The organism is Thauera sp. SWB20, from assembly GCF_000831325.1.
GTDB classification, from domain to species: domain Bacteria; phylum Pseudomonadota; class Gammaproteobacteria; order Burkholderiales; family Rhodocyclaceae; genus Thauera; species Thauera aminoaromatica.
Map to the genome: position 1 here is coordinate 130,678 of NZ_JTDM01000019.1, position 22,818 is coordinate 153,495.

Below are 22,818 nucleotides of genomic sequence, written 5' to 3' on the forward strand. Positions count from 1 at the left end.
GATCAACACCCATAACAGGAGAGTTCCATGTCCGATCCCGTCGTCATCGTTTCCGTCGCTCGCACCCCGCTGGGTGGTTTCCAGGGCGACCTGTCCAGCCTCACCACGCCGCAGCTCGGCTCGATCGCGATCAAGGCCGCGGTCGAGCGTGCCGGCGTCGCGCCCGCGCAGGTGCAGGAAGTGATCATGGGCTGCGTGCTGCCCGCCGGTCTCGGCCAGGCGCCTGCCCGCCAGGCCGCGCTCGGCGCCGGCCTGCCGCTGTCGGCCGGCTGCACCACGATCAACAAGGTGTGCGGCTCGGGCATGAAGGCCACCATGCTGGCGCACGACCTCATCCTCGCCGGCAGCAACGAGGTCATGGTCGCCGGTGGCATGGAGTCGATGTCCAACGCCCCCTACCTGCTGCCCAAGGCGCGTGCCGGCTATCGCCTCGGCCACGGCCAGATGTTCGACCACATGTTCCTCGACGGCCTGGAAGACAGCTACTCCAAGGAGAACAAGGGCCGCCTCATGGGCACCTTCGCCGAGGATTGCGCCGGCCACTTCAACTTCACCCGCCAGGCCCAGGACGAGTTCGCGATCGCCTCGACCACGCGCGCGCAGGCCGCGATCAACAACGGCGACTTCAGCTGGGAGGTGGTGCCGGTCACCGTGGCCAGCCGCAAGGGCGACGTGGTGGTCGACAAGGACGAGCAGCCGCTGAAGGCGCAGATCGACAAGATCCCCTCGCTCAAGCCGGCGTTCAAGAAGGACGGTACCGTTACGCCGGCCAACTCGAGCTCCATCTCGGACGGCGCCGCCGCGCTGGTGCTGATGCGCAAGTCCACCGCCGAGAAGCTCGGCGTGAAGCCGGTCGCGACCATCATCGGCCACGCCACGCATGCGCAGGAACCGGCGCTGTTTACCACCGCGCCGGTGGGCGCGATGCAGAAAGTGCTGGCCAAGGCGGGCTGGACCACCGAGCAGGTCGACCTGTGGGAGATCAACGAGGCCTTCGCGGTCGTCACCATGGCGGCGATGCACGAGATGAAGCTGCCGCACGACAAGGTCAACGTGAACGGCGGCGCCTGCGCGCTCGGCCACCCGATCGGCGCTTCGGGCGCGCGCATCCTGGTCTCGCTGATCGGCGCGCTGCGCAAGCGCGGCCTCAAGCGCGGCGTGGCCAGCCTGTGCATCGGCGGCGGCGAAGCCACCGCGATGGCGATCGAGGTCGATTCGTCGGTGGCCTGCGGCTGAATCGGATCAAGCGCTGCGGCCGCTCGCGAGACGACTCTGCCAGGACTCGCGTTTCGTTAGGTGCGACCCGCCGGGGCGCCCCTACGACGTGCAGCGCCACACCAGCAAGGATTTCTACAAGGACAGCAGTGCAATGATTCTCACCCAGGAACAGGAACTCATCCGCGACTCCATGCGTGCCTTCGCGCAGGAGCGCTTGGCCCCCTTCGCTGCCGAATGGGACCGTAACCACACCTTCCCGCGCGAGGCGCTGAACGAGCTCGCCGAACTCGGCGCGCTCGGCATGGTGGTGCCCGAGGAATGGGGCGGCGCCGGCATGGACTACATGAGCCTGGTGCTCACGCTGGAAGAGATCGCCGCCGGCGACGGCGCCACCTCGACCATCGTCAGCGTGCAGAACTCGCTGCCCTGCGGCATCCTCAACCGCTTCGGCAGCGACGCGCAGAAGGAGGCGTGGTTGAAGCCGCTCGCCCGCGGCGAGAAGCTCGGCTGCTTCTGTCTGACCGAGCCGCATGTGGGCTCGGACGCTTCGGCGATCCGCACCAGCGCGGTCCGCGACGGCAACGAGTGGGTGTTGAACGGCGTCAAGCAGTTCATCACCACCGGCAAGCACGCCGATGTTGCCATCGTGTTCGCGGTGACCGACAAGGCCGCCGGCAAGAAGGGCATCACCTGCTTCCTGGTGCCGGCCAATGCGCCCGGCTACCAGGTGGGCCGCATCGAGGAGAAGATGGGGCAGAAGGCCTCCGACACCACCCAGATCCTCTTCGAGGATTGCCGCATCCCCGCGGATTCGGTGGTCGGCAAGGAAGGCGAGGGCTACAGGATCGCGCTGTCGAACCTCGAGGCCGGCCGTATCGGCATCGCCGCGCAGTGCCTCGGCATGGCGCGTGCGGCGCTGGAGGCTGCGGTCAAGTACGCCCAGGAGCGCGAGAGCTTCGGCAAGCCGATCTTCGAGCACCAGGCGGTCAACTTCCGCCTCGCCGACATGGCCACGCAACTGGAGGCTGCGCGCCAGCTCGTGTGGCACGCCGCCAGCCTGAAGGACGCGGGCCGCCCCTGCCTCAAGGAGGCCTCGATGGCCAAGCTGTTCGCCTCCGAGATGGCCGAGCGTGTGTGCTCGGACGCCATCCAGGTGCACGGCGGCTATGGCTACGTCACCGACTTCCCGGTCGAGCGCATCTACCGCGACGTGCGCGTGTGCCAGATCTACGAAGGCGCCAGCGACATCCAGAAGCTGGTGATCGGGCGCGCGCTGGCGGGCTGAGCCTGCGCTGGCGCGGCTGCAGGCCGGCTTCCCTGGGCGGGGGGCGGCCTTGCGTCCTGTGCGGCTCGGGAAGCTGTTTCCTGCACCGCCGTCGCCCCTCGTGGGCAATCTGCCGGGCGGTCGTGACCCGTGCCACAGCCGCAGCGGCCGCGTTCGTGAGAACATCCGCTGCAGGAGCGTCGGAGCGGGCTGCGAATGAATGGCTTTGTGCTTGCAGGCCCGGGCGCGCTAAGAAGCTTGAAGAACGATCAGCGAGGCGAGCGTCATGGAAGCCGTGTCCCCTGCAATGAATTCCGTCACCCGCGAGCTGATGCGGCCAAGCGAGCCGCGTCAGGCGCAGGCCGCCGCGCCCGAACAGGCGGCGCGTGCGCAGGAACCCCCAGCACGTGACGCCTCGGCAAGCCAGGTCGCGCAGCCGAGCGCGGTGGTCACGCTGAGCGCGGCCGCGCGTGGCGAGGGCGTGGCGCAGCCGCCTGCGCAGGGCGGCTCGGTCGAGGCACGTGCGGTCGAGCAGGCCCGCGCCGCCGCGGCCAATGGCGACGTGCGCAGCAACTACTCCGCGCAACGTGCGCTCGCGTCCTACGAGGCGATGTCGCAGGTGGGCGCCAACAATGCTTCCGCGCGCCCGAGCCAGCCTGAGCAACCGACGGCGCCGGGCCAGCGCGAGCCGGGCGTGTTGCGTACCTGAGTCCCCGCAGCGGTGCTCAAGCCCGCTGAGGGCCGGCCATCATGTCCATACAAGGTCTCGGATCCTCCGCCTCCACGGCCTCCTGGGTCGGCGCGCAGCTCTCGCGCGAGCAGGCACGGCGAAGTGCCGAACAGCTCGAGGCCAAGGCGGCCGCGCTCTCCGCGGAGGCTGCGAGCGCGCGTGACGAGGCGGACACTGCCCAACGTCGCGCCGACGAACTTCAGACCCAGGCGGGGCAGGCACGCACCCGCGCGGAAATCGGCAAGCAAGCGGTAGCCTCGGTGCGTGGCATGGACCGTGTGGCGCAGACCTTATCGGCGGCGGTCGGCCGGCTCGCCGATGCGGCCGAGGCGGGCCCTTCCCAGGGGCTTGGGCTGCAGGAATCCGGCCGGATCCCCGCGCCCACAGCATCCTCTGACCTGTACACCCCCGCGGCCGGTGTCCGGCCTGCGCTGAGCGTCCAGCCCGGGCAGGTCGTCGATCTGAAGGTGTGACCTGCGCCCGGCGGGTGGGCGTTGCCGGGTTCTGGCCTCAGGTTTCGTCCCGCTTCGCGACGAACTCCGCCGCCAGCTCCGGATATTCCTGCCTGAGTGTGTCCCCGTCTTGCCGCCACGCTGCGCAGCCGCCGACGAAGCCGACCGCGCGGCGGTCGGTCCATTTTCGTGGGTCCGGCTCGGCGGCGAACTGGCGGGCGATCAGCGTGGGCCAGATCGCCTGGGTGTAGGTGTTGCCGACCTGCACGAGCAGGTCGGTGAGGTGGGTGCAGCCCGCCACCCCGCCCACGCGCTCGCGGACCTCGCGCATGAAGCCCGCGCCGATCTGCAGCCCGATCAGGCGGCGGTAGGCGGCCTGGCTTTCCGGACAGGCCGCCCAGGGCACGGTCTGCATCCGCGCGGCGACGTCGTGGATCACGGCGTCGTCATCGATCAGCACGGCGATCGTGATGTCGTGGAGGGATTGCCCCGGGCGCACCATCGGACGAGAGCGGAAGGGCATGTCCTCGCCCTTCTCGTCGATCACCGTCGCCTCGATTTCCCACAGCCCGTCGCGGCGCCGAAAGGCCTCGCACACGATGCGGCGCGTGTGCACCCGTTCCCGTTCGCTGTTTCCCAGCATGTCTTCCGCCCTCTGATCCGTTCCGCCCTCGTGGCCCGCGCGCCGTGGCGCCTATACTGCCGTGGCTGGGAGGTGGACGATAACAAGAGAGCGAGGAGGCTAAAAGATGGATATCGAACAATTCATGCAAGGGTACAAGAAGGCCTGGGAGGAACGCGACGAGGCGCAGTTCTGCGCCCTGTTCGCGGAGGATGGCGAATACCACAACACCCCCTTTGCGGTGCAGCGCGGACATGCGCAACTCGCCGCCTACTGGCAGCGCGTGAAGCTGCAGGAGGACGTGCAGGTGCGCTACGAGATCCTCGCCACCTCGCCCGCCGGCGGCATCGCGCACTGGCACGTCACCTACCAGGTGGCCTCGGAGGAGTTGTTCCGGATCTGGGCGCAATCCACCGGCACCAACCTGGTCGCGCGCAAGCCGGGCGACCCGCTGCCGCGCATGGTGCTCGACGGCGTGTTGAAGGCGGAGTTCGGCAGTGGCGTGTGCACGCGCTGTGCCATCTGGTGGCACAGCATGCCGGAACCGGTGTAAGGGCTGCAGGGGTGTGCGCGGACCGGGGCGCCCCGAGTCGCTGATCCGGGCGTGCGGCGTGGTGCTGTGGTGTCGACCTGCACCCGTCCCGCCGCGGGGGATGCGGGATCCCGGCCGGGTCATCAGCGCTGGAAGAGTGTCGCGATTCCCGCCACGAGCAGGTAGCCGGCGGCAGTTAGGACGATGGCGAATTTCATCGTTGCGCAGACGGTGATCCATCGCGCCAGCGGTTCGCTCGCACCGTGGTCGATCATGCGCAGCGTGGCCAGATTCTCGATCGCGTCGAGCGGTATCGCCGCAAGTGCGAGCCAGGCGACGAAGATCCCGATCGTCGGCAGAGGGTTGCCTCGCGCCTCGGCCAGCATCGCGCAGGCGAGCGAGAGTACCGCCGGGTAGACCAGCAGGAAGAGGAAGTCCCAGCGGGTCTGCGAGCGCAAGAGATCCTCCAGGCCGCGCCAGGCGACGAGGAGATGCGCGGCGCGGGCCGCCGATCCAGCGAACTGGAGCGCCATGATGCCACCCTCGCCCCTGGCCTTGATGAACTCGTCCAAGCTTGCGATGCGTCCGAACAACAAGAGCGCAGAAAGGGCAAGCAGCACGGCCAACAGCAGCCAGCGTTGCGGCCAGGTCAGGAAGGCGAGGAAGGGCGCGTTCATTGTGGGGGCCTGGGGTCCTGATACGCTCATTCTAGACCCGCCGGCGCGCAGTCCGCGGCGGCCTCCCGGCCGGGGGAACGTGGTGGGGGCGCGAGGACAGGGGGCCGCGCGAGCGGTCGGGCATGGAGGAGGACGGCGGTGCGCCTTGGGCTGGAGCGTGCGTTGGCGAGCTGACTGGTCGGGGCCGGCTCGCCAGATCGGGCAGCGAGGCTAGAATGCGGCCTCCACTGCCTCCCCGTTGCCGCCATGCACAAGACGCTCACCGCCTTTTCCGCCGCAAAGACGCAACCGAGCTTCGACTTCCCTCGCCTCGAGCGCCTGGTCGCGGGCAATCCGCAGCGCGCCACGTGGGCCCACTTCGAGCGCGACGGCATGTCCGCCGGGCTGTGGGGCTGCGAGCCGGGCGCGTGGCGGATCGCCTTCGCCGACGACACCGACGAGTTCTTCCATGTGCTCTCTGGACGCATCCGCATCACCGACGAGGGCGGTCTCGCACGCGAGTTCGGGCCGGGCGAGGCGTGCGTGATCCCGGCGGGCTTCAACGGGGTGTTCGAGGTGCTGGAGACGGTGGCGAAGCACTACGTGTTCGTGAAGCGTGGCGAGATGGGTTGAGGGGCGCGATCGGGCGGGCGCCTTGCCCGTGGCGGGTGCAGCGTCTAGGCTGCAGAAGCCACCCGGAGGTCGCTGCCATGCCCGCAAGATTCTGTTCGCTCGTTCTTGGCCTCTGCGTCGCTTCGGCGGTCTTCGCGCAGGCGCGCCCACCCATCCCGAACGTGGTGCTCGATCACATGGACGAGCTCGACCGGCGCTGCGTCGCCGCTGGCGGTCGCGCCGGGGCAGGGCGTTTCGTCGTGGCGCAGGATTTCACGGGCGATGGCCGGCTCGACTATCTGCTCTCCGAGGGCGATTACGACTGCCTCGGCCGGCCGGGTCTGTTCCGCCCGGGGGGCGCAGGGCGGGTGGATATCTTCGTCGTCGATGCGCGCAACGCGGCGCGCCGCGTCTATTCCGATCGGCTCGTCGGCTATCGGGTGCTCGCCGGCAAGCCGGCCAAGGTGCAGATCGCCCGCCAGGGGGCAGCCTGCGGTGCAGGCAGCAACCCCCGCACGCAGTGTGCCGCGCAACTGGCGTGGAACGGGCATGGCTTTGGTGAAGCGGTCGCGGTGAGTGATGCGGGGGCGGCACCATCCGCGGCCGCGCCTGTGCCGGCGGCGCCAGGTGTCGGCGCAGCGGCGGGTTCCCCGCCCGCGCCCCTGGTGGTGCCGCCCGCGGCGCGTTCGCGCTTCCTGGCCGGATGCCGCCAGGCCTATGTTTCGCGCAGTGCGGATGCTGCACGCTGGGCCGACGAGCAATGTGTGGCGGACTGGGGCAAGGTCACCGAGAGTGCGGAGGCGACCGATGCACTGCTGGCCGCCCTGCCGGCCTCGGCGGGTGAAGCGGTGCCGCTGGCGAGTCTGCGCCAGCGCCTGGCCGGCGTGCGCTGGGCGGCCAGGCCCCGCTCACGAGAGCTGTCGGCGAGCGGTCGCCTGGGCAAGTTCGAGGTCTCGGTGACCGGTTCGCCCGCCGCGAAAACCCTGGGAATGAGCTGGATGGAGGTCGGCGCCGAGCCACCCTACGACATCGTCGGTGCAATGCGCGTGCGCGGCGTCACGCTCACCGAGATCGCTTGCGAGGAATTCGGCGCCGGCGAGTGGCAACGGGTGTTCTCGGGCAGCGCGCCGGGACGGGCACCGTTCCGGCTCGAGCTCGGACAGCGCATCGCACCCTTCGCGAATTCCAATTCCTATTACGCTGCGACGATCGACCTCTCGGGGCGGCCGCCTGCGCCGGCGGTGTCGAAGTCGGCGTGCTCCAACCCGAGCAACCTGATCTAGGCCGTGGATGAAAGGCGTCCGCTAGCAGGCGGGCTCTGCGTTTGACCGGTACGCGCTTGGCGCGACCCCCGTCCACTCCCGGAACGCGCGCGCGAAGCTCTTCTCGCTGTCGAAGCCCACGGCGGCCGCGATCTGCTTCACCGGTCTGGCGCTCTGCAGCAGCAGCTTCACCGCATGCTCCCGCCGCGCCGCGTTCTTCAGGCGCTGCAGCGACACGCCTTCTTCCTTGAGCTGTCGGTGCAGGGTGCGCACCGACAGGTTGAGCTGTGCGGCAACCTCCTCGGCGGTGTGGGCGGCGGCGGGGTTGGCGGCGAGCAATTGCGCGACGCCATGCACCAGCAGGCGGTCGCGGCGGTACTGCAGCACGGTGAGCGGCAGCGCACGCTGCAGCATGGCCTGCAGCGCCTTCTCGTCGCGGCGCACCGGCAGGGCGAGGTAGCGCGCGTCGAAGCGGATGCAGGCGGCCGCGGCGGAGAAACGCGCCGGGCCGGCGAAGAGGTAGGCGTAGGCGTCGGCGTGCGCCGGGGCAGGGAAGGGGAAGGCGGCCTCGCCGAGCGCGATGCGCGAATCGACCAGCCAGCAGGCGTAGCCGAGCAGGTAGCGCAGCGTGCTGACGAGGCAGAACTCGCGCAGCTCGCCGAGTCCGGCGTGCTCGGCGACGTGGATCGTGGCCATGCCGCCGCGTTGCGCGAGCTCGAAGACGATGTCCTCGGTCAGCAGGCGGTGGTGACGGCACCAGCGCTTGAGCGCCACCTCCAGCGTCGGCGAGGTCAGTGAGGCGCGGCAGAGCATGCCGTAGCTGCCCCAGGGCAGGCGGCGCGAGAACCAGCCCAGTGCCTCGTCGTCGAGCTCCTGCATCGCCACGCCCGAGAGCAGCTCCATCTGCGCGGCGGTGACATGTGCGGCCGGATCTTCCAGCAGCGCGGGCGGGATCTGCGCCTGCGCCAGCGCGCTGGCCGGATCCATGCCCCGCAGCCGATACCCGGAAACGATCGCACGGATGAAGGCGATCGGCGTGGCGGCGCGGCCGCGGGTGAGTTCGGCGGGCGAGGGGGCGAGGATCTTCATGTGCCGGAATGCTAGCCGGCGTGGCACGAATTGCAACCTCGATGGCACTCGCCGCGCGAGCGGCCCGGTTAATCTCGCCCCAACCGCGGGCATGTGCCGTCCATAATGGATTTTCCGCGCACCGCCCCACGCGCCAGGACAACCTCGAGAAGGAGACACCCCATGAACGTGCCCAGCCTGAACTTCAACCTCGGCGAGACCATCGACGCCCTGCGCGACACCCTGCAGGCCTTCTGCGCCGCCGAGATCGCCCCGCGCGCGGCCGAGATCGACCGCGTCAACGAGTTTCCCGCCGACCTGTGGAAGAAGCTCGGCGACCTCGGCGTGCACGGCATGACGGTGAGCGAGGAGTACGGCGGCACCGACATGGGCTACCTGGCGCACATCGTGGCGATGGAGGAGATCTCGCGCGCCTCGGCCTCGGTGGGCCTGTCCTACGGTGCGCACTCCAACCTGTGCATCAACCAGATCCGCCGCAACGGCACCGAGGCGCAGAAGCAGAAGTACCTGCCCAAGCTGATCTCGGGCGAGCACGTGGGCGCGCTGGCGATGTCCGAACCCAACGCCGGCTCCGACGTGGTGAGCATGAAGCTGCGCGCCGACCGCAAGGGTGACCGCTTCATCCTCAACGGCAGCAAGATGTGGATCACCAACGGCGGCGACGCCGACACCCTGGTTGTCTATGCCAAGACCGACATCGCCGCCGGCCCCAAGGGCATCACCGCCTTCATCATCGAGAAGGGCATGAAGGGGTTCAGCCACGGCACCCACCTCGACAAGCTCGGCATGCGCGGCTCCAACACCTTCCCGCTGTTCTTCGACGACGTCGAGGTGCCGGCGGAGAACGTGCTCGGCGGCGAGGCCAACATCGGTCGCGGCGTGCAGGTGCTGATGAGCGGCCTGGACTACGAGCGCGCGGTGCTCTCCGGCGGCCCGCTCGGCATCATGGCGGCGTGCATGGACGTGGTGGTGCCCTACCTGCACGAGCGCAAGCAGTTCGACACCCCGATCGGCGAATTCCAGCTCATGCAGGGCAAGGTCGCCGACCTTTACTCCACCTGGAGCGCCTGCCGCGCCTATGCCTACGCCGTGGGCCAGGCCTGCGACCGCACCGACCATGCGCGCACGCTGCGCAAGGACGCTGCCGGTGTGATCCTGTACACCGCCGAGAAGGCCACCTGGATGGCCGGCGAGGCGATCCAGACCCTCGGCGGCGTGGGCTACACCAACGAATATGCCACCGGCCGCCTGTGGCGCGACGCCAAGCTGTACGAGATCGGCGCCGGCACCAGCGAGATCCGCCGCATGCTGATCGGCCGCGAACTCTTCTCCGAGACCCGTTGAGCGGAGCCACCCCCATGAGCGTGATCAAATCCGGCATCAACACCCGCAGCGCCGACTTCCAGGCCAACGCCAGCGCCATGCGCGGCCTGGTCGAGGACCTGCGCGCCAAGGCCGCCGAGGTCAGCCTCGGCGGCGGCGAGGCGGCGCGCGCCAAGCACACCGCGCGCGGCAAGCTGCTCCCGCGCGACCGCGTCGGCCACCTGCTCGACCCCGGCACGGCCTTCCTCGAGATCGGCCAGATGGCGGCCTACGGCATGTACGACAACGACGCGCCGAGCGCCGGCGTGATCGCCGGCATCGGCCGCGTGCAGGGCCTCGAATGCATGATCGTGGCCAACGACGCCACCGTGAAGGGCGGCAGCTATTTCCCGATGACGGTGAAGAAGCATCTGCGCGCGCAGGAGATCGCCCAGGCCAACCGCCTGCCCTGCATCTACCTCGTCGACTCGGGCGGCGCCAACCTGCCGACGCAGGACGAGGTCTTCCCCGACCGCGACCACTTCGGCCGCATCTTCTTCAACCAGGCCAACATGTCCGCCCAGGGCATCCCGCAGATCGCGGTGGTGATGGGCTCGTGCACCGCCGGCGGCGCCTACGTGCCGGCGATGTCGGACGAGGCGGTGATCGTCAAGAACCAGGGCACGATCTTCCTCGGCGGTCCGCCGCTGGTGAAGGCGGCCACCGGCGAGGTGGTGAGCGCCGAGGACCTCGGCGGCGGTGACGTGCACACGCGCATCTCGGGCGTGGCCGACTACCTCGCCGAGAACGACAGCCACGCGCTCCACATTGCGCGCCGCATCGTCTCCAACCTCAACCAGCGCAAGGAGGTCGAACTGGCGCTCGCCGACAGCGAGGAACCCGCCTACGACCCCGAGGAGATCTACGGCATCATCCCCGCCGACCCGCGCAAGCCCTACGACGTGCGCGAGGTCATCGCGCGCGTCGTCGACGGCTCGCGTTTCGACGAGTTCAAGCCGCGCTACGGCACCACCCTGGTCACCGGCTTCGCCCGCCTCTACGGCTACCCGGTGGGCATCGTCGCCAACAACGGCATCCTGTTCGGCGAGTCGGCGCAGAAGGGCGCGCACTTCGTCGAGCTGTGCGGCCAGCGCGGCATCCCGCTGCTGTTCCTGCAGAACATCACCGGCTTCATGGTCGGGCGCAAGTACGAGAACGGCGGCATCGCCAAGGACGGCGCCAAGATGGTCACCGCGGTCGCCACCGTGCAGGTGCCGAAGATCACCATGATCATGGGCGGCAGCTTCGGTGCCGGCAACTACGGCATGTGCGGCCGCGCCTACTCGCCGCGCTTCCTGTGGATGTGGCCGAACGCGCGCGTCAGCGTGATGGGCGGCGAGCAGGCCGCGAGCGTGCTCTCCACGGTGCGCCGCGACGGCATCGAGGCCAGGGGCGGCACCTGGAGCAAGGAAGACGAAGAAGCCTTCAAGGCGCCGATCCGCGAGCAGTACGAGGTGCAGGGTCATCCCTACTACGCCACCGCCCGCCTGTGGGACGACGGCGTGATCGACCCCGCGCAGTCGCGCCGCGTGCTCGGCCTGTCGCTGTCGGCCACGCTCAACGCGCCGATCCCGCAGACGAAGTTCGGTGTGTTCCGGATGTAAGGGGGCGAGATGAGCTACGAGACCCTGGAGATCGTGCGCGCAGCCGGCGTGGCGACGATCTGGATGAATCGCCCGGACGTGCACAACGCCTTCAACGCGCAACTGATCGCCGACCTCACGACGGCCTGCATCGAACTGGATGCCGACGAGGCGGTGCGCGCGGTGGTGCTGGCCGGGCGGGGAAAAAGCTTCTCGGCCGGCGCCGACCTCAATTGGATGAAGGCTGCCGGCGAGGCGAGCGAGGCGGAGAACTTCGCCGACGCGATGCGGCTTGCCGGCATGCTGCGCACCCTGGCCGAGATGAACAAGCCCACGATCGCGCGCGTGCACGGCGCGGCGCTGGGCGGCGGCATGGGCCTGGCGAGCGCCTGCGACATCTGCATCGCCGGGGACAAGGCGGTGTTCGCGACCTCCGAGGTCAAGTTCGGGATCATCCCGTCGGCGATCAGCCCCTACGTGATCCGCGCCATCGGTGAGCGTCAGGCCACCCGCTACTTCCAGACCGCCGAGCGCATCGGCGCGGCGCGCGCGGCCGAACTCGGCCTGGCGCACGAGGCGGTGGCGAGCGAGGAACTGGACGCCAAGGTGAAGGAGGTCGTCGAGGCCCTGCTGCAGGGCGGTCCGAAGTCGCAGGCCGCGGCCAAGGACCTGATCCGCGCGGTGGCCAACCGGCCGCTGAGCGATGCGTTGGTGGAAGACACCGCGCGCCGCATCGCCAGCCTGCGCGCCACGCCCGAGGCCAAGGAAGGCCTGGCGGCGTTTCTCGACAAGCGCCCCGCGGCGTGGATCGCGCAGGCTTGAGCGGCCGACGTGCCGAACCGACACAAGACACGCTGGAGACGAAATGTTCGACAAGATCCTGATTGCCAACCGCGGGGAAATCGCCTGCCGCGTCATCAAGACCGCCCGCCGCATGGGCATCAAGACCGTCGCGGTGTATTCCGAGGCCGACGCCAATGCCCGCCACGTGCGCCTGGCCGACGAGGCGGTGCTGATCGGCCCGGCGGCGGCGCGCGAGAGCTACCTGGTGATCGACAAGATCATCGCTGCCGCGAAGCAGACCGGTGCCCAGGCCATCCACCCCGGCTACGGCTTCCTGTCCGAGAACGAGGATTTCTGCCACGCCTGCGAGCGCGAAGGCATCGTCTTCATCGGCCCGCCGGTGTCGGCGATCCGCGCCATGGGCTCGAAGTCCGAGGCCAAGAAGCTGATGGAGGCGGCCGGCGTGCCGCTGACGCCCGGCTACCACGGCGACGACCAGGACCCGGCCTGGCTGCACCAGCAGGCCGACGCCATCGGCTACCCGGTGCTGATCAAGGCTGCGGCCGGCGGCGGCGGCAAGGGCATGCGCCTGGTCGACAGGTCGGAGGACTTCATCGATCTGCTCGCCTCCTGCAAGCGCGAGGCGATCTCCAGCTTCGGCGACGACCACGTGCTGGTCGAGAAGTACATCACCAAGCCGCGCCACATCGAGATCCAGGTCTTCGGCGACACCCACGGCAACGTGGTGTACCTGTTCGAGCGCGACTGCTCGGTGCAGCGCCGCCACCAGAAGGTGCTCGAAGAAGCCCCCGCGCCCGGCATGACGCTCGAGCGCCGCGCCGCGATGGGCAAGGCCGCGGTCGATGCGGCCAAGGCGGTGGGCTATGTCGGCGCGGGCACGGTGGAGTTCATCGCCAACCAGGACGGTTCCTTCTACTTCATGGAGATGAACACCCGCCTGCAGGTCGAGCACCCGGTCACCGAGATGATCACCGGGCTGGACCTCGTCGAGTGGCAGCTGCGCGTCGCCTCGGGCGAGAAGCTGCCGCTGGCGCAGGAGCAACTGCAGATCCGCGGCCATGCGCTGGAAGCGCGCATCTACGCCGAAGACCCGGCCAAGGGCTTCCTGCCCTCGACCGGCAAGCTGGTGCATCTGGCGCCGCCGGCCGAGAGCCTGCACGTGCGCGTCGACACCGGCGTCGAGGAGGGCGACGAGATCAGCCCGCACTACGACCCGATGATCGCCAAGCTGATCGTGTGGGACATCAACCGCGACCGCGCGCTCGCCCGCATGCTGCAGGCCCTCGCCGACTACCGGGTGGTGGGCGTGGCCAACAACATCGAGTTCCTGTCGCGCCTCACGGCCTGTCCGGCCTTCGCCGGCGCCGACCTCGACACCGGGCTCATCGAGCGCGAGAAGGCCTACCTGTTTCCAGCCGACGAGGCCGTGCCGGCCGAGGTCCTGCAGATCGCCGCGCTTGCCGAGCTGCTGCGCGACGCCGCCTTCGCCGACCGCCGCGCGGCGCGCGGCGCCGATCCGGCCTCGCCCTGGCATGCCCGCGACGGCTGGCGCATGAACGCCACCGCCTGCCGCAGCTTGTTGTTCCGCCACGGCGAGAGCGAGCGCGCGGTCGAGGTGGCCTACCTGCCCGGCGCCTGGCGGCTGACGGTGGGCAGCAGCAGCGTGGTCGCGCGCGGCGAGCTCAACCCGCGCGGCCTGCTGCGGGTCGAGCTCGACGGCACCCGCATGGACGCCACCGTGATCGCCGCCGCCGGCCGTCGCCACGTCTTCGCCAGGGGCCGCGCCTGGCAACTGGCCGCGGTCGACCCGCTGCACCACGGTGGCGAGGGCGGTGGCGCCGAGGGCGGGCTGATGGCGCCGATGCCGGGCAAGGTGATCGCGCTGGTCGCCGCAGAGGGGGCGAAGGTGGAGAAGGGCGCGCCGCTGCTGATCCTGGAGGCGATGAAGATGGAGCACACCATCACCGCGCCGGCGGCTGGCACGGTCAAGGCCTTCCGCTTCGGCGTCGGCGACCAGGTCGGCGACGGTGCCGAGCTGGTGGAGTTCGAAGCCGCGGCGGTTTGAGGCGAACGCCGTGGCGGGGCGCCTGCGCCTGTTCGGCGCGGTCGCGGGTGCCCGGCAGCAATCGCGACTGGCGTCGCTCCCACATGGCCCCCGAGGCGCGGCGGTTTTCCGCAGGAGGCGTCCATGCATGCCGCAGGGCGCACCGGCGCCATGCCTGTGCCGCGCAGCCGCCCGATCGCGACTTGCGTCGCTCCTACGGGAAGCGCCGGGCATCTGGCGCTTCCTGCCCACCTGCGATGGGGTGCGTCGGCGATGCCGGAAAACCGCGCGCGTGTGGGGCTCCCCGCCCGCTTGCGATCGGGTGCGTCGGTGATGACGGAAACGGCGCGCACGTCTGGGGCTTCGTGTAGGAGCGACGCAAGTCGCGAATGAAACGGTTCCGTGGTGGCGCGGGCACGGGATGGACAGGATTGCGAGCGCGACATGCCGCGCGACGACAAGAACAGGAGAGAGGACGACACGATGAGCAGCACTGCGAGCTATGTGCACGGCGCTTCCGCCAAACCCCTGATCGGCCAGACCATCGGCCGCTTCTTCGACGAGGCCTGCGCCCGCCACGCCGGCCGCGAGGCGCTGGTGGTGCGTCACCAGGACGTGCGCCTGACCTACGCGCAGTTGAAGAGCAAGGTCGACGCGCTCGCCTGCGGCCTGATGCGCCTCGGCCTGGAACCGGGCGAGCGCATCGGCATCTGGTCGCAGAACAACATGGAGTGGGCGCTGACCCAGTTCGCCAGCGCCAAGGCCGGCCTGGTGCTGGTGAACATCAACCCCGCCTACCGCCGCTCCGAGCTCGAATACGCGCTCGAGAAGGTCGGTTGCCGCGCGCTGATCCTGTCGCCCGCCTTCAAGACCAGCAACTACCTCGAGATGATCGCCGACCTTGCGCCCGAGCTCGGCCATTGCGAGCCCGGCCTGCTGCCCAGCCTGGAGATGGTGATCCGCATGGGCGCAGAGAAGTCGCCCGGCATGATGAGCTTCGACGACTTGCTGCGCGCGCCCAGCCGCGAGGAACTGACCGCGCTCGCCGTGCTGTCCGAGAAGCTGCAGTTCGACGACCCGATCAACATCCAGTTCACCTCCGGCACCACCGGCCACCCCAAGGGTGCGACCCTGTCGCACCACAACATCCTCAACAACGGCTTCTTCGTCGGCGAGGCGATCAAGCTGATGCCCGGCGACCGGCTGTGCATCCCGGTCCCGCTCTATCACTGCTTCGGCATGGTGATGGGTAACCTCGGCTGCCTGACCCACGGCGCCACCATGGTCTATCCGGGCGAGGCCTTCGAGCCCCTGGCGGTGCTGGAGACCGTGGCCCAGGAAAAATGCACCGGCCTCTACGGCGTGCCCACCATGTTCATCGCCGCGCTCGATCATCCGCGCTTCGCGGAGTTCGACCTTTCCAGCCTGCGCACCGGCATCATGGCCGGCAGCCCGTGTCCGATCGAGGTCATGAAGCGGGTGATCGGCAAGATGAACATGTCCGAGGTGACCATCGCCTACGGCATGACGGAGACCTCGCCGGTGAGCTTCCAGAGCGGCACCGACGACCCCATCGACCGCCGCGTATCCACCGTGGGCCGCATCCAGCCCCATCTCGAGGTGAAGATCGTCGACAACGAGGGCCGCATCGTGCCGCGCGGCCAGTCCGGCGAGTTGTGCACCCGAGGCTATTCGGTGATGCTCGGTTACTGGGACGACGAGGCCAGGACGAAGGAGGCGATCGACGCCGGCGGCTGGATGCACACCGGCGACCTCGCGGTGATCGACGACGAGGGCTACTGCAACATCGTCGGCCGCATCAAGGACATGGTGATCCGCGGCGGCGAGAACATCTATCCGCGCGAGATCGAGGAGTTCCTCTACGCCCACCCCAAGGTGCTCGACGTGCAGGTGGTCGGCATCCCCGACCAGAAGTTCGGCGAGGAGCTGTGCGCCTAGATCATCCCGCGCGAGGGCGAGCGCCTCACCGAGGATGAGGTGCGCGAGTATTGCAAGGGCCAGATCGCCCACTACAAGATCCCGCGCTACATCCGCTTCGTCGACAGCTTCCCGATGACGGTGACCGGCAAGATCCAGAAGTTCCTGATCCGCCAGAGGATGAAGGAAGAGCTCGGGCTCGACGAGGCGAAGACCGCCTGATCGCGGGTCTGTCGTGCTCGCGTGTTCTTGTCGGCGTGGCGGCATCGGCCAAGACGGCTGATCGCCGCTCCTGCAGCCCAATTGAACGCTTCTTGAGGAGACCCCCTCCATGGCGAATTCCATCCTTCCCGCCGCCGTCCGCATCGTCGAGATGGGGCCGCGCGACGGCCTGCAGAACGAGAAGCAGCTCGTCTCCACCGACACCAAGCTCGAGCTCGTGCGCCGCCTCGAGCGCGCCGGGCTGAAGGCGATCGAGACCACCTCCTTCGTGTCGCCCAAGTGGGTGCCGCAGATGGGCGACAACGCCGAGTTGCTGCCGCGCGTGCTCGCCGCCGCGGCGCCCGGTGTCGCCTACCCGGTGCTGACCCCCAACCTCAAGGGCTTCGAGGCCGCACTGGCGGCCGGGGCACGGGAGGTCGCGGTGTTCGGCGCCGCCTCCGAGTCCTTCAGCCAGAAGAACATCAACTGCTCGATCGCCGAGTCGCTCGAACGCTTCCGCCCGGTCACCGAGGCGGCGCACGCGGCCGGCGTGAGGGTGCGCGGCTACGTCTCCTGCGTGGTGGGTTGCCCCTACGAGGGGGCGGTCGCGCCGCAGGCGGTGGCCGACGTGGCGGCGACGCTGCTGGAGATGGGCTGCTACGAGGTCTCGCTCGGCGACACCATCGGCGTCGGCACCCCGGCCGGCATCCGGCGCATGCTCGAAGCGGTGGCGAAGCGCGTGCCGGTGGACAAGCTCGCCGGCCACTACCACGACACCTACGGCATGGCGGTGGCCAACGTCTTCGCGTCGCTGGAGATGGGCGTGGCGGTGTTCGACGCCTCGGTCGGCGGCCTGGGCGGTTGTCCCTATGCGGCGGGCGCCTCGGGGAACGTCGCCACCGAAGACGTGGTCTGGTTGCTGAACGGGCTCGGCATCGATACCGGCATCGATCTCGACGCGCTCGTCGACACCGCCGCCTGGATCAGCGCCCAGCTTGGCCGCGAGCCTGCCTCGCGTGTGGCGCGTGCGGTGCTGGCCAAGCGCGCCAAGACGGCCTGCGCCTGAGCGCGGGACGAAGCGACGAAGGGTGCGTGCGACGCGGGCGGGGAGGCGGTCGAACGCGGTCCTCGCGAGCCATGGCTTGCCGACTGCTTCATAATCCGGCTTCCGGATCACGAGGCGGACCACACGCATGGCCCGCCCGCCGCCCTACAGAGATGACTGCCATGAGCGTTCCTTCCCCCTGCATCAACCTCTGCCGCATGAGTCCCGACACCGGCTGGTGCGAGGGCTGCCAGCGCACGATCGAAGAGATCACGCGCTGGAGCCGCAGCACCGACGACGACCGCCGCGCCATCCTCGCCGCCGTGGCCGAGCGCCGCACGCACCTGGCCGCGGCTTCCCCCGCCGTGGACTTGCGCACATGAGCGGCGACGCGCTCTGTGTCGGCGTGTGCATGATCGATTGGGACTCGGGCGTGTGCCTGGGCTGCGGTCGCACTGCCGACGAGATCAACGGCGTGCCCACGCCGGCGCCCGGAGCGCAGGTCGCGGGGCAGCCCGATGCGGCGGCGTCCCCGGCGCAGGCGGCCGGCGTGCCCTTGCCGCCCAACGTCGCAGCCCGCGTCGGGGAAGGCAGCGATTGAGCGCGCGTCCGCATCTGCCTGCCAGCCTGCAGGTCTTCGAGCGCGGCTGGCTGTCGGCCAACAACGTGCTGCTGTTCGACGGCGACGAGGCGACCCTGATCGACTCCGGCTACGTGAGCCATGCCGACCAGACGGTGAAGCTGGTGCGCGCCGCGCTCGATGGCCGCAGTCTCGGCCGCCTCATCAACACGCACTCGCATTCCGACCACATCGGCGGCAACGCCAGCGTGCAGCGCGCCTTCGGCTGCAGCATCACGGTGCCCGAGGGCATGGCGCGCGCGGTCGAGGAGTGGGACGAGGAGGCGCTGCTGCTGAGCGTCGGCGCGCAGGCCGGCGAGCGCTTCCGCCATGACGCGACGCTCGCGGCCGGGGCGCGCTTCGTCGCCGGCGAGCTCGAATGGCAGGCGGTGGCCGCCCCCGGCCACGACATGGACGCGCTCGCCTACTACAACCCCGATCGCCGCATTCTCATCTCGGGCGATGCGCTCTGGCGCGACGGCTTCGGCATCCTGTTCGCCGAGGTGATGGGCCAGGGCGACGCGCTCGGCGAGGCGCGCCGCACCCTGGAGGCGATCGGCCGGCTCGCGGTGGATGCGGTGATTCCCGGCCATGGGGCCCCCTTCGCCGAATTCGACGACGCGCTCGAGCGCGCCTTCGCGCGCCTCCGCGCCTTCGAGGACGACGGCGCGCGCATGGCACGCAACGCGATCCGCGCCTGCATCACCTTCAAGCTGCTCGAGGTGCGCAGCATGGCGCTCGTCGAGCTGCCGCGGCATCTCGACGAGACCCCGCTGTACCGCACCGCCAACGCGCGCTTCCTCGGCCTCGACGCCGATGCGCTCGCCGCCTGGCTGGTGAAGGAGCTCGAGCGCGCCGGCGTGGCGCGGCGCGAGCACGGCATGCTGGTCGCGAGCTGAGGCGGGCGATGCGCGTGCCTGGCCGCTTCTTCGTCGCGCGCGACCGCCAATGCGCAGCGGGCCCGATGGACGCGTCGTCGTCGCGAGCCGGGTCATGCTCGCCGGCCTGATCCATGCAGAGCGGCCCGACGAGTTGCGCCGCGGCCTGCGCTGGCTGTACGGCTTCGTGCGCCCGCAGCGCCGCCGCATTGCCGGCCTGCTGCTGCTCTCCTGCGCGGCCACCCTGCTGGTGCTGCTGCAGCCCTGGCTGACCAAGCTGCTGATCGACGAGGGCCTGCTCGCGCGCGACTACCGCACCCTGCTGATGGTCGCCGGCGCGATGATCGCGGTCGGCATCGTCGGCACCGTGCTCGCCGGGGTGAACCGGCAATTGCACACCCGTCTGTCCGGCTCCATCCTGTTCGCGCTGCGCAGCGACCTCTATCGCCACCTGCAGACGCTGTCGCCCGCCTTCTACGGCCGTCAGCGCATGGGCGACCTGCTGTCGCGCCTCGACGGCGACGTCGCCGAGATCCAGCGTTTCGCGGTGGATAGCCTGTTCGCCGCGGTGAGCAGCGTGATCGGCCTGCTCGGCGCGGTGGCGCTGATGCTGAGCCTGTCGTGGAAGCTGTCCTTGCTGGTGCTGGTGCTGGTGCCGCTCGAGACGCTGTGGTTGCGGCGGATGCGGCGCAAGGTCGAGGCGCGCACGCGCACCGTGCGCGAGCGCGCGGCGGATGTCTCGAGCTTTCTGGTCGAGACCCTGCCGGCGATGAAGTTCATCCAGGCTTCGCGCCGCGAGGCCGACGAGCGCAGCCGGCTCGACGATCTCGGCGCGCGCTACCTCGACGATCTGCTGCGCCTGCAGCGCACCGAGTTCCTCACCCATGCGATCCCGTCCACGCTGACCTCGGCGACGCGCGCCGCCGCGTTCATGATCGGCGGCTGGTGGGTGATCGAGGGCAGCTGGCAGCTCGGCGCGCTGATCGCGTTCTCCACCTACCTCGGCATGGCCACCGGGCCGGTCAACAGCCTGCTCGGCCTGTATGTCGCGATCCAGCGCATGAGCGTGAGTCTGCGGCGGGTGAGCGAGCTGCGCGAGGCGCCGGCCGACGTCGTGGATGGCGCGCACCCCGGCGCGGCACAGCGGGCCGTGCCGGCGTGGCAGGGCCGGATCGAGTTCGATGCGGTCGTCTTCCACCACCAGGGACGCGCCGAGGCGGTGCTCGACGGCGCCCGACTGACGGTACCCGCGGGCAGCAAGGTCGCACTGAGCGGCGCTTCGGGCGTCGGCAAGTCCACGCTGATCGACCTGCTGCACCGTCATTACGACCCCCAGGCCGGGACCATCCGGCTCGACGGCGCCGACCTGCGCGCGCTGCCGCTCGGCGCGCTACGCCGCGCGGTGGCGGTGGTGAGCCAGGACATCGTGCTGTTCCGCGGCACGCTCGCCGAGAACATCCGCTACGCCGCGCCGCAGGCGGACGAGGGGGCGGTGCGTGCCGCGGCGCGGCGGGCGCACCTCGACGCCTTGATCGCAAGCCTGCCACTGGGGCTGGAGACAGCGCTCGGCGAGCGCGGTCAGCAGCTCTCCGGCGGCCAGCGCCAGCGCATCGCGATCGCGCGTGCGCTGCTGCAGGAGCCGTGCGTCCTGGTGCTCGACGAGGCGACCTCGGCGGTCGACGAGGCGACCGAGGCGGCGATCATCGCCGAGGTCGATGCGCTCTTCGCCGGACGCACGCGGATCCTGATCAGCCACCGCGCGGCGACGCTCGCCGGTTGCGATCTGCGCGTGCACCTCGAGCGCGGGCGGCTTGAGGTGCTGCCGCCGGCGGCGGTGACGGTGCGGTCATGACGGTGCGGATCGCCGTGGTCGATAGCGGGTGCACGCCAGCACAGGCGCTGCAGGTGCGGGACGCGGTCGCCCTGGTGCTCGAAGACCGTGCCGTGCGCCAGGCGCCGGCCACCGCCGACGCGCTCGGCCACGGCGGTCGCGTGGCCGGGATCCTGCTGCATTGCGCGCCGCAGGCCGAGCTGCTGGTCGTCCAGGTGTTCCGCGAGCGCCTCACGACCACCGCGGCGCAGGTGGCGGCGGCGATCGACTGGGCGGTGGCGAACGGCGCCCAGCTCGTCAATCTGAGTCTGGGCCTGCGCGAACCGCGGCCGGTGCTGGCCGAGGCCTGCGCGCGCGCACTGGCGGCCGGCACCGTGCTGTGCGCGGCGGCGCCCGCGCGCGGCCAGACCGTGTATCCGGCGGGTTTTCCGGGCGTGCTGCGGGTGACCGGAGATGCGCGCTGCGCACCCGGCGAGCTCGCCGCGATCGGCTCCGCCGAGATCGATTTCGGTGCCCATGTGCGGCCGCTCGACGGTAGCCTCGCCGGCGCGGGTGCGAGCATGGCCTGTGCCTGGTTCACCGGACTGGCCGCGCGGCACTTCGCGCGGGGCGGCGACGCGGACGCACTGCGTGCCTGGCTGGTCGAGCAGGCGCGCCACCACGGTGTGGACGACCCGAGGAGAAGACAGCATGGCGGCTGACGGCATCGTCATCCTCGGCGCCGGCCCCGCGGGCGCGGCGGTGGCGATCGGACTGGCGCGGATGGGCGAGCCGGTGGTGCTGGTGGGCGAGCCGCGCCGTTTCGCCGCGGTCGAGGGCGTCTCGGCGCGCGTCATCGACGCGCTGCGCGGCCTCGGCCTGCAGCGGGCGCTGACGGCGTTCGCGCCGCCTTCGCCGCGGCGGGCGGTGTGGAATGGCACCTACACCGAGGCGAACGTGGAGAGCCTGGTCGACCGCCAGCGCTTCGACCAGGGGCTGCTCGAGGACTTGGAGCGCCTCGGCGTGCCCGTGGTGCGCGGCCGGGTGACGGCGCTGCACCCCGCGCCAGGGGGCCATGAGCTGGAGATCGACACCGATGCCGGGCCGCGCCGCATGGCGGCGGGCTTCCTCGTCGAGGCGCGCGGCCGCGCCGCGCCCGGCGGGGGGGCGCCGCGGGTGCGCGGAGTGGAGACGGTGTCGCTGCTGCAGTACTGGCAGGGACCGGCGGGCGAGGCGGGCTCGACCGTTCTCAGCGTCGAGGATGGCTGGATGTGGATGGCCGCGTTGGCCGATGGACGGCGCTATCTGCAGCTGACGGTGGACGTTGCCAGCGCCGACCTGCCGCCGAAAAGGGCCCTGGGCGACTACTGCAGCGCACGGTTTCACGCGGTCGAGGCGGCGGCGCCCTTCGTCCGCGATGCGCAGCCGGTCGGCGAACCGCACGCGCGCACCAGCACGGCGGTGCTCAACGAATCGGTGGCCGGCGACGACTGGATCCGCGTCGGCGATGCGGCGATGGCGGTCGATCCGCTCTCGGGCAACGGCATCTTCCAGGCGCTGTCGTCCGCGCTGCAGGCACCGGCGGTGGTGGCTACCCTCCGTCACGATCGGGGCCGCACCGCGCTCGCGCAGCACTTCCATACGCGGCGTATCGAGCACCTGTTCCACCGCTTCGCCCGAATCGGGCGCGATTTCTACGCTCAGGAAGCGCGCTGGCCGCAGGCGCCATTCTGGGCCGCGCGCCGCGGCTGGCCGGATGCCCTGCCGCTGCACGCCAAGGTGAGGCCGGAGACCGTACGTGTTGCGCGCGGGCCGGTGGTGTGCGCGGGGCGGATCGTCGAGCAAGACGTCGTGGTGACGCCCGACCAGCCGCTCGGCGTTTGGCACCTCGATGGTCTGGCGGTGGCGCCCATGCTTGCCGCCTTGCGTCGAGAGGGAGGCGATGCGCTGGAAAAAGCTGCCGGCGAGGCGCTGCTGTGCGCGCGTTTCGGGCTCGAGCGTGCGCGTGCCGCCGCCTTGCTGGCCTGGATGCGGGCACAGAACTGGCTGGATTGAGCGCCGCCTGCATCCATTTCGTCTCCCGGACGGCGGAGCGTG

Annotated in this window: 21 protein-coding genes and 1 pseudogene; 19 read left to right on the plus strand and 3 right to left on the minus strand. The window is 70.3% G+C overall.

The annotated features are described in order from the left end of the window. Positions 1-27: 27 nt before the first annotated feature. The 4 genes from PO78_RS12440 to PO78_RS12455 all read left to right on the plus strand — a co-directional run bounded on the left by PO78_RS12440 (position 28) and on the right by PO78_RS12455 (position 3,685). Positions 28-1,236, plus strand: coding sequence for an acetyl-CoA C-acetyltransferase (locus PO78_RS12440; protein ID WP_043744098.1), 1,209 nt, complete (start codon positions 28-30; stop codon positions 1,234-1,236). A gap of 133 nt (positions 1,237-1,369) precedes the next feature. Next, on the plus strand, positions 1,370-2,503 hold the full coding sequence (locus PO78_RS12445; protein ID WP_004312069.1) for an acyl-CoA dehydrogenase: 1,134 nt from the start codon (positions 1,370-1,372) through the stop codon (positions 2,501-2,503). A 265-nt stretch (positions 2,504-2,768) separates the two neighbouring features. Beyond that, positions 2,769-3,191: a hypothetical protein gene (locus PO78_RS12450; protein ID WP_040829175.1), complete on the plus strand. Its 423-nt coding sequence runs from the start codon at positions 2,769-2,771 to the stop codon at positions 3,189-3,191. Positions 3,192-3,232: 41 nt separating this feature from the next. After that, entirely contained in the window at positions 3,233-3,685 is a 453-nt protein-coding gene (locus tag PO78_RS12455) for a hypothetical protein (RefSeq protein WP_004312067.1), read from the plus strand. Positions 3,686-3,722: 37 nt separating this feature from the next. Here the strand turns inward: PO78_RS12455 and PO78_RS12460 are convergent, their stop codons facing one another. Next, positions 3,723-4,307 (minus strand): DUF2889 domain-containing protein, encoded by a 585-nt coding sequence (locus tag PO78_RS12460; protein WP_004312066.1) that lies wholly within the window; start codon positions 4,305-4,307, stop codon positions 3,723-3,725. 106 nt (positions 4,308-4,413) lie between these two features. Here PO78_RS12460 and PO78_RS12465 point away from each other — a divergent pair, with 106 nt between their 5' ends. Beyond that, positions 4,414-4,839 (plus strand): nuclear transport factor 2 family protein, encoded by a 426-nt coding sequence (locus PO78_RS12465; protein WP_012584613.1) that lies wholly within the window; start codon positions 4,414-4,416, stop codon positions 4,837-4,839. A 122-nt stretch (positions 4,840-4,961) separates the two neighbouring features. On the opposite strand, the gene PO78_RS12470 is transcribed toward PO78_RS12465, so the two are convergent. Then, on the minus strand, positions 4,962-5,495 hold the full coding sequence (locus tag PO78_RS12470) for a hypothetical protein (protein WP_004312063.1): 534 nt from the start codon (positions 5,493-5,495) through the stop codon (positions 4,962-4,964). 246 nt (positions 5,496-5,741) lie between these two features. On the opposite strand from PO78_RS12470, the gene PO78_RS12475 reads away from it, so the two are divergent. Both PO78_RS12475 and PO78_RS12480 read left to right on the plus strand, forming a co-directional pair. After that, positions 5,742-6,107, plus strand: coding sequence for a cupin domain-containing protein (locus PO78_RS12475; protein WP_004312062.1), 366 nt, complete (start codon positions 5,742-5,744; stop codon positions 6,105-6,107). A 176-nt stretch (positions 6,108-6,283) separates the two neighbouring features. Further along, on the plus strand, positions 6,284-7,369 hold the full coding sequence (locus PO78_RS12480; RefSeq protein WP_231570707.1) for a hypothetical protein: 1,086 nt from the start codon (positions 6,284-6,286) through the stop codon (positions 7,367-7,369). 21 nt (positions 7,370-7,390) lie between these two features. Here PO78_RS12480 and PO78_RS12485 read toward each other — a convergent pair whose 3' ends face one another. After that, a complete protein-coding gene (locus PO78_RS12485; protein ID WP_004315425.1) occupies positions 7,391-8,437 on the minus strand; it encodes an AraC family transcriptional regulator in 1,047 nt (348 codons plus the stop codon). Positions 8,438-8,599: 162 nt separating this feature from the next. Between PO78_RS12485 and PO78_RS12490 the strand changes: the two genes are divergently transcribed. The 12 genes and pseudogenes from PO78_RS12490 to qhpG all read left to right on the plus strand — a co-directional run bounded on the left by PO78_RS12490 (position 8,600) and on the right by qhpG (position 22,776). Next, a complete protein-coding gene (locus PO78_RS12490) occupies positions 8,600-9,781 on the plus strand; it encodes an isovaleryl-CoA dehydrogenase (protein WP_004315427.1) in 1,182 nt (393 codons plus the stop codon). Between the two features lie 14 nt (positions 9,782-9,795). Continuing rightward, positions 9,796-11,403: a carboxyl transferase domain-containing protein gene (locus PO78_RS12495; protein WP_004315429.1), complete on the plus strand. Its 1,608-nt coding sequence runs from the start codon at positions 9,796-9,798 to the stop codon at positions 11,401-11,403. A gap of 9 nt (positions 11,404-11,412) precedes the next feature. Next, on the plus strand, positions 11,413-12,204 hold the full coding sequence (locus PO78_RS12500) for an enoyl-CoA hydratase/isomerase family protein (protein WP_004315431.1): 792 nt from the start codon (positions 11,413-11,415) through the stop codon (positions 12,202-12,204). Between the two features lie 43 nt (positions 12,205-12,247). Then, positions 12,248-14,251 carry an acetyl/propionyl/methylcrotonyl-CoA carboxylase subunit alpha gene (locus PO78_RS12505; protein ID WP_012584619.1) on the plus strand — a complete coding sequence of 668 codons (2,004 nt, stop codon included), beginning with the start codon at positions 12,248-12,250 and terminating at the stop codon, positions 14,249-14,251. Positions 14,252-14,713: 462 nt separating this feature from the next. Next, positions 14,714-16,390, plus strand: a pseudogene (locus PO78_RS12510) (AMP-binding protein). 109 nt (positions 16,391-16,499) lie between these two features. Next, positions 16,500-17,435, plus strand: a complete 936-nt coding sequence (locus tag PO78_RS12515; protein WP_043744105.1) for a hydroxymethylglutaryl-CoA lyase — start codon at positions 16,500-16,502, stop codon at positions 17,433-17,435. A gap of 161 nt (positions 17,436-17,596) precedes the next feature. Continuing rightward, positions 17,597-17,797, plus strand: coding sequence for a DUF1289 domain-containing protein (locus PO78_RS12520; RefSeq protein ID WP_052484412.1), 201 nt, complete (start codon positions 17,597-17,599; stop codon positions 17,795-17,797). Further along, entirely contained in the window at positions 17,794-18,015 is a 222-nt protein-coding gene (locus PO78_RS12525; RefSeq protein WP_043744112.1) for a DUF1289 domain-containing protein, read from the plus strand. Before PO78_RS12520 ends, PO78_RS12525 begins: the two co-directional genes overlap by 4 nt. Then, positions 18,012-18,932, plus strand: a complete 921-nt coding sequence (locus tag PO78_RS12530; RefSeq protein ID WP_004315441.1) for an MBL fold metallo-hydrolase — start codon at positions 18,012-18,014, stop codon at positions 18,930-18,932. The genes PO78_RS12525 and PO78_RS12530 overlap by 4 nt, the downstream gene beginning before the upstream one ends. 94 nt (positions 18,933-19,026) lie before the next feature. Next, positions 19,027-20,763 (plus strand): ABC transporter ATP-binding protein, encoded by a 1,737-nt coding sequence (locus tag PO78_RS12535; RefSeq protein ID WP_043744116.1) that lies wholly within the window; start codon positions 19,027-19,029, stop codon positions 20,761-20,763. Continuing rightward, positions 20,760-21,443, plus strand: a complete 684-nt coding sequence (gene qhpE / locus PO78_RS12540; RefSeq protein ID WP_004315446.1) for a subtilisin-like serine protease QhpE — start codon at positions 20,760-20,762, stop codon at positions 21,441-21,443. Before PO78_RS12535 ends, qhpE begins: the two co-directional genes overlap by 4 nt. After that, positions 21,433-22,776 (plus strand): flavin-dependent monooxygenase QhpG, encoded by a 1,344-nt coding sequence (qhpG, locus tag PO78_RS12545; protein WP_012584625.1) that lies wholly within the window; start codon positions 21,433-21,435, stop codon positions 22,774-22,776. The genes qhpE and qhpG overlap by 11 nt, the downstream gene beginning before the upstream one ends. The last annotated feature ends 42 nt before the right edge of the window (positions 22,777-22,818 follow it).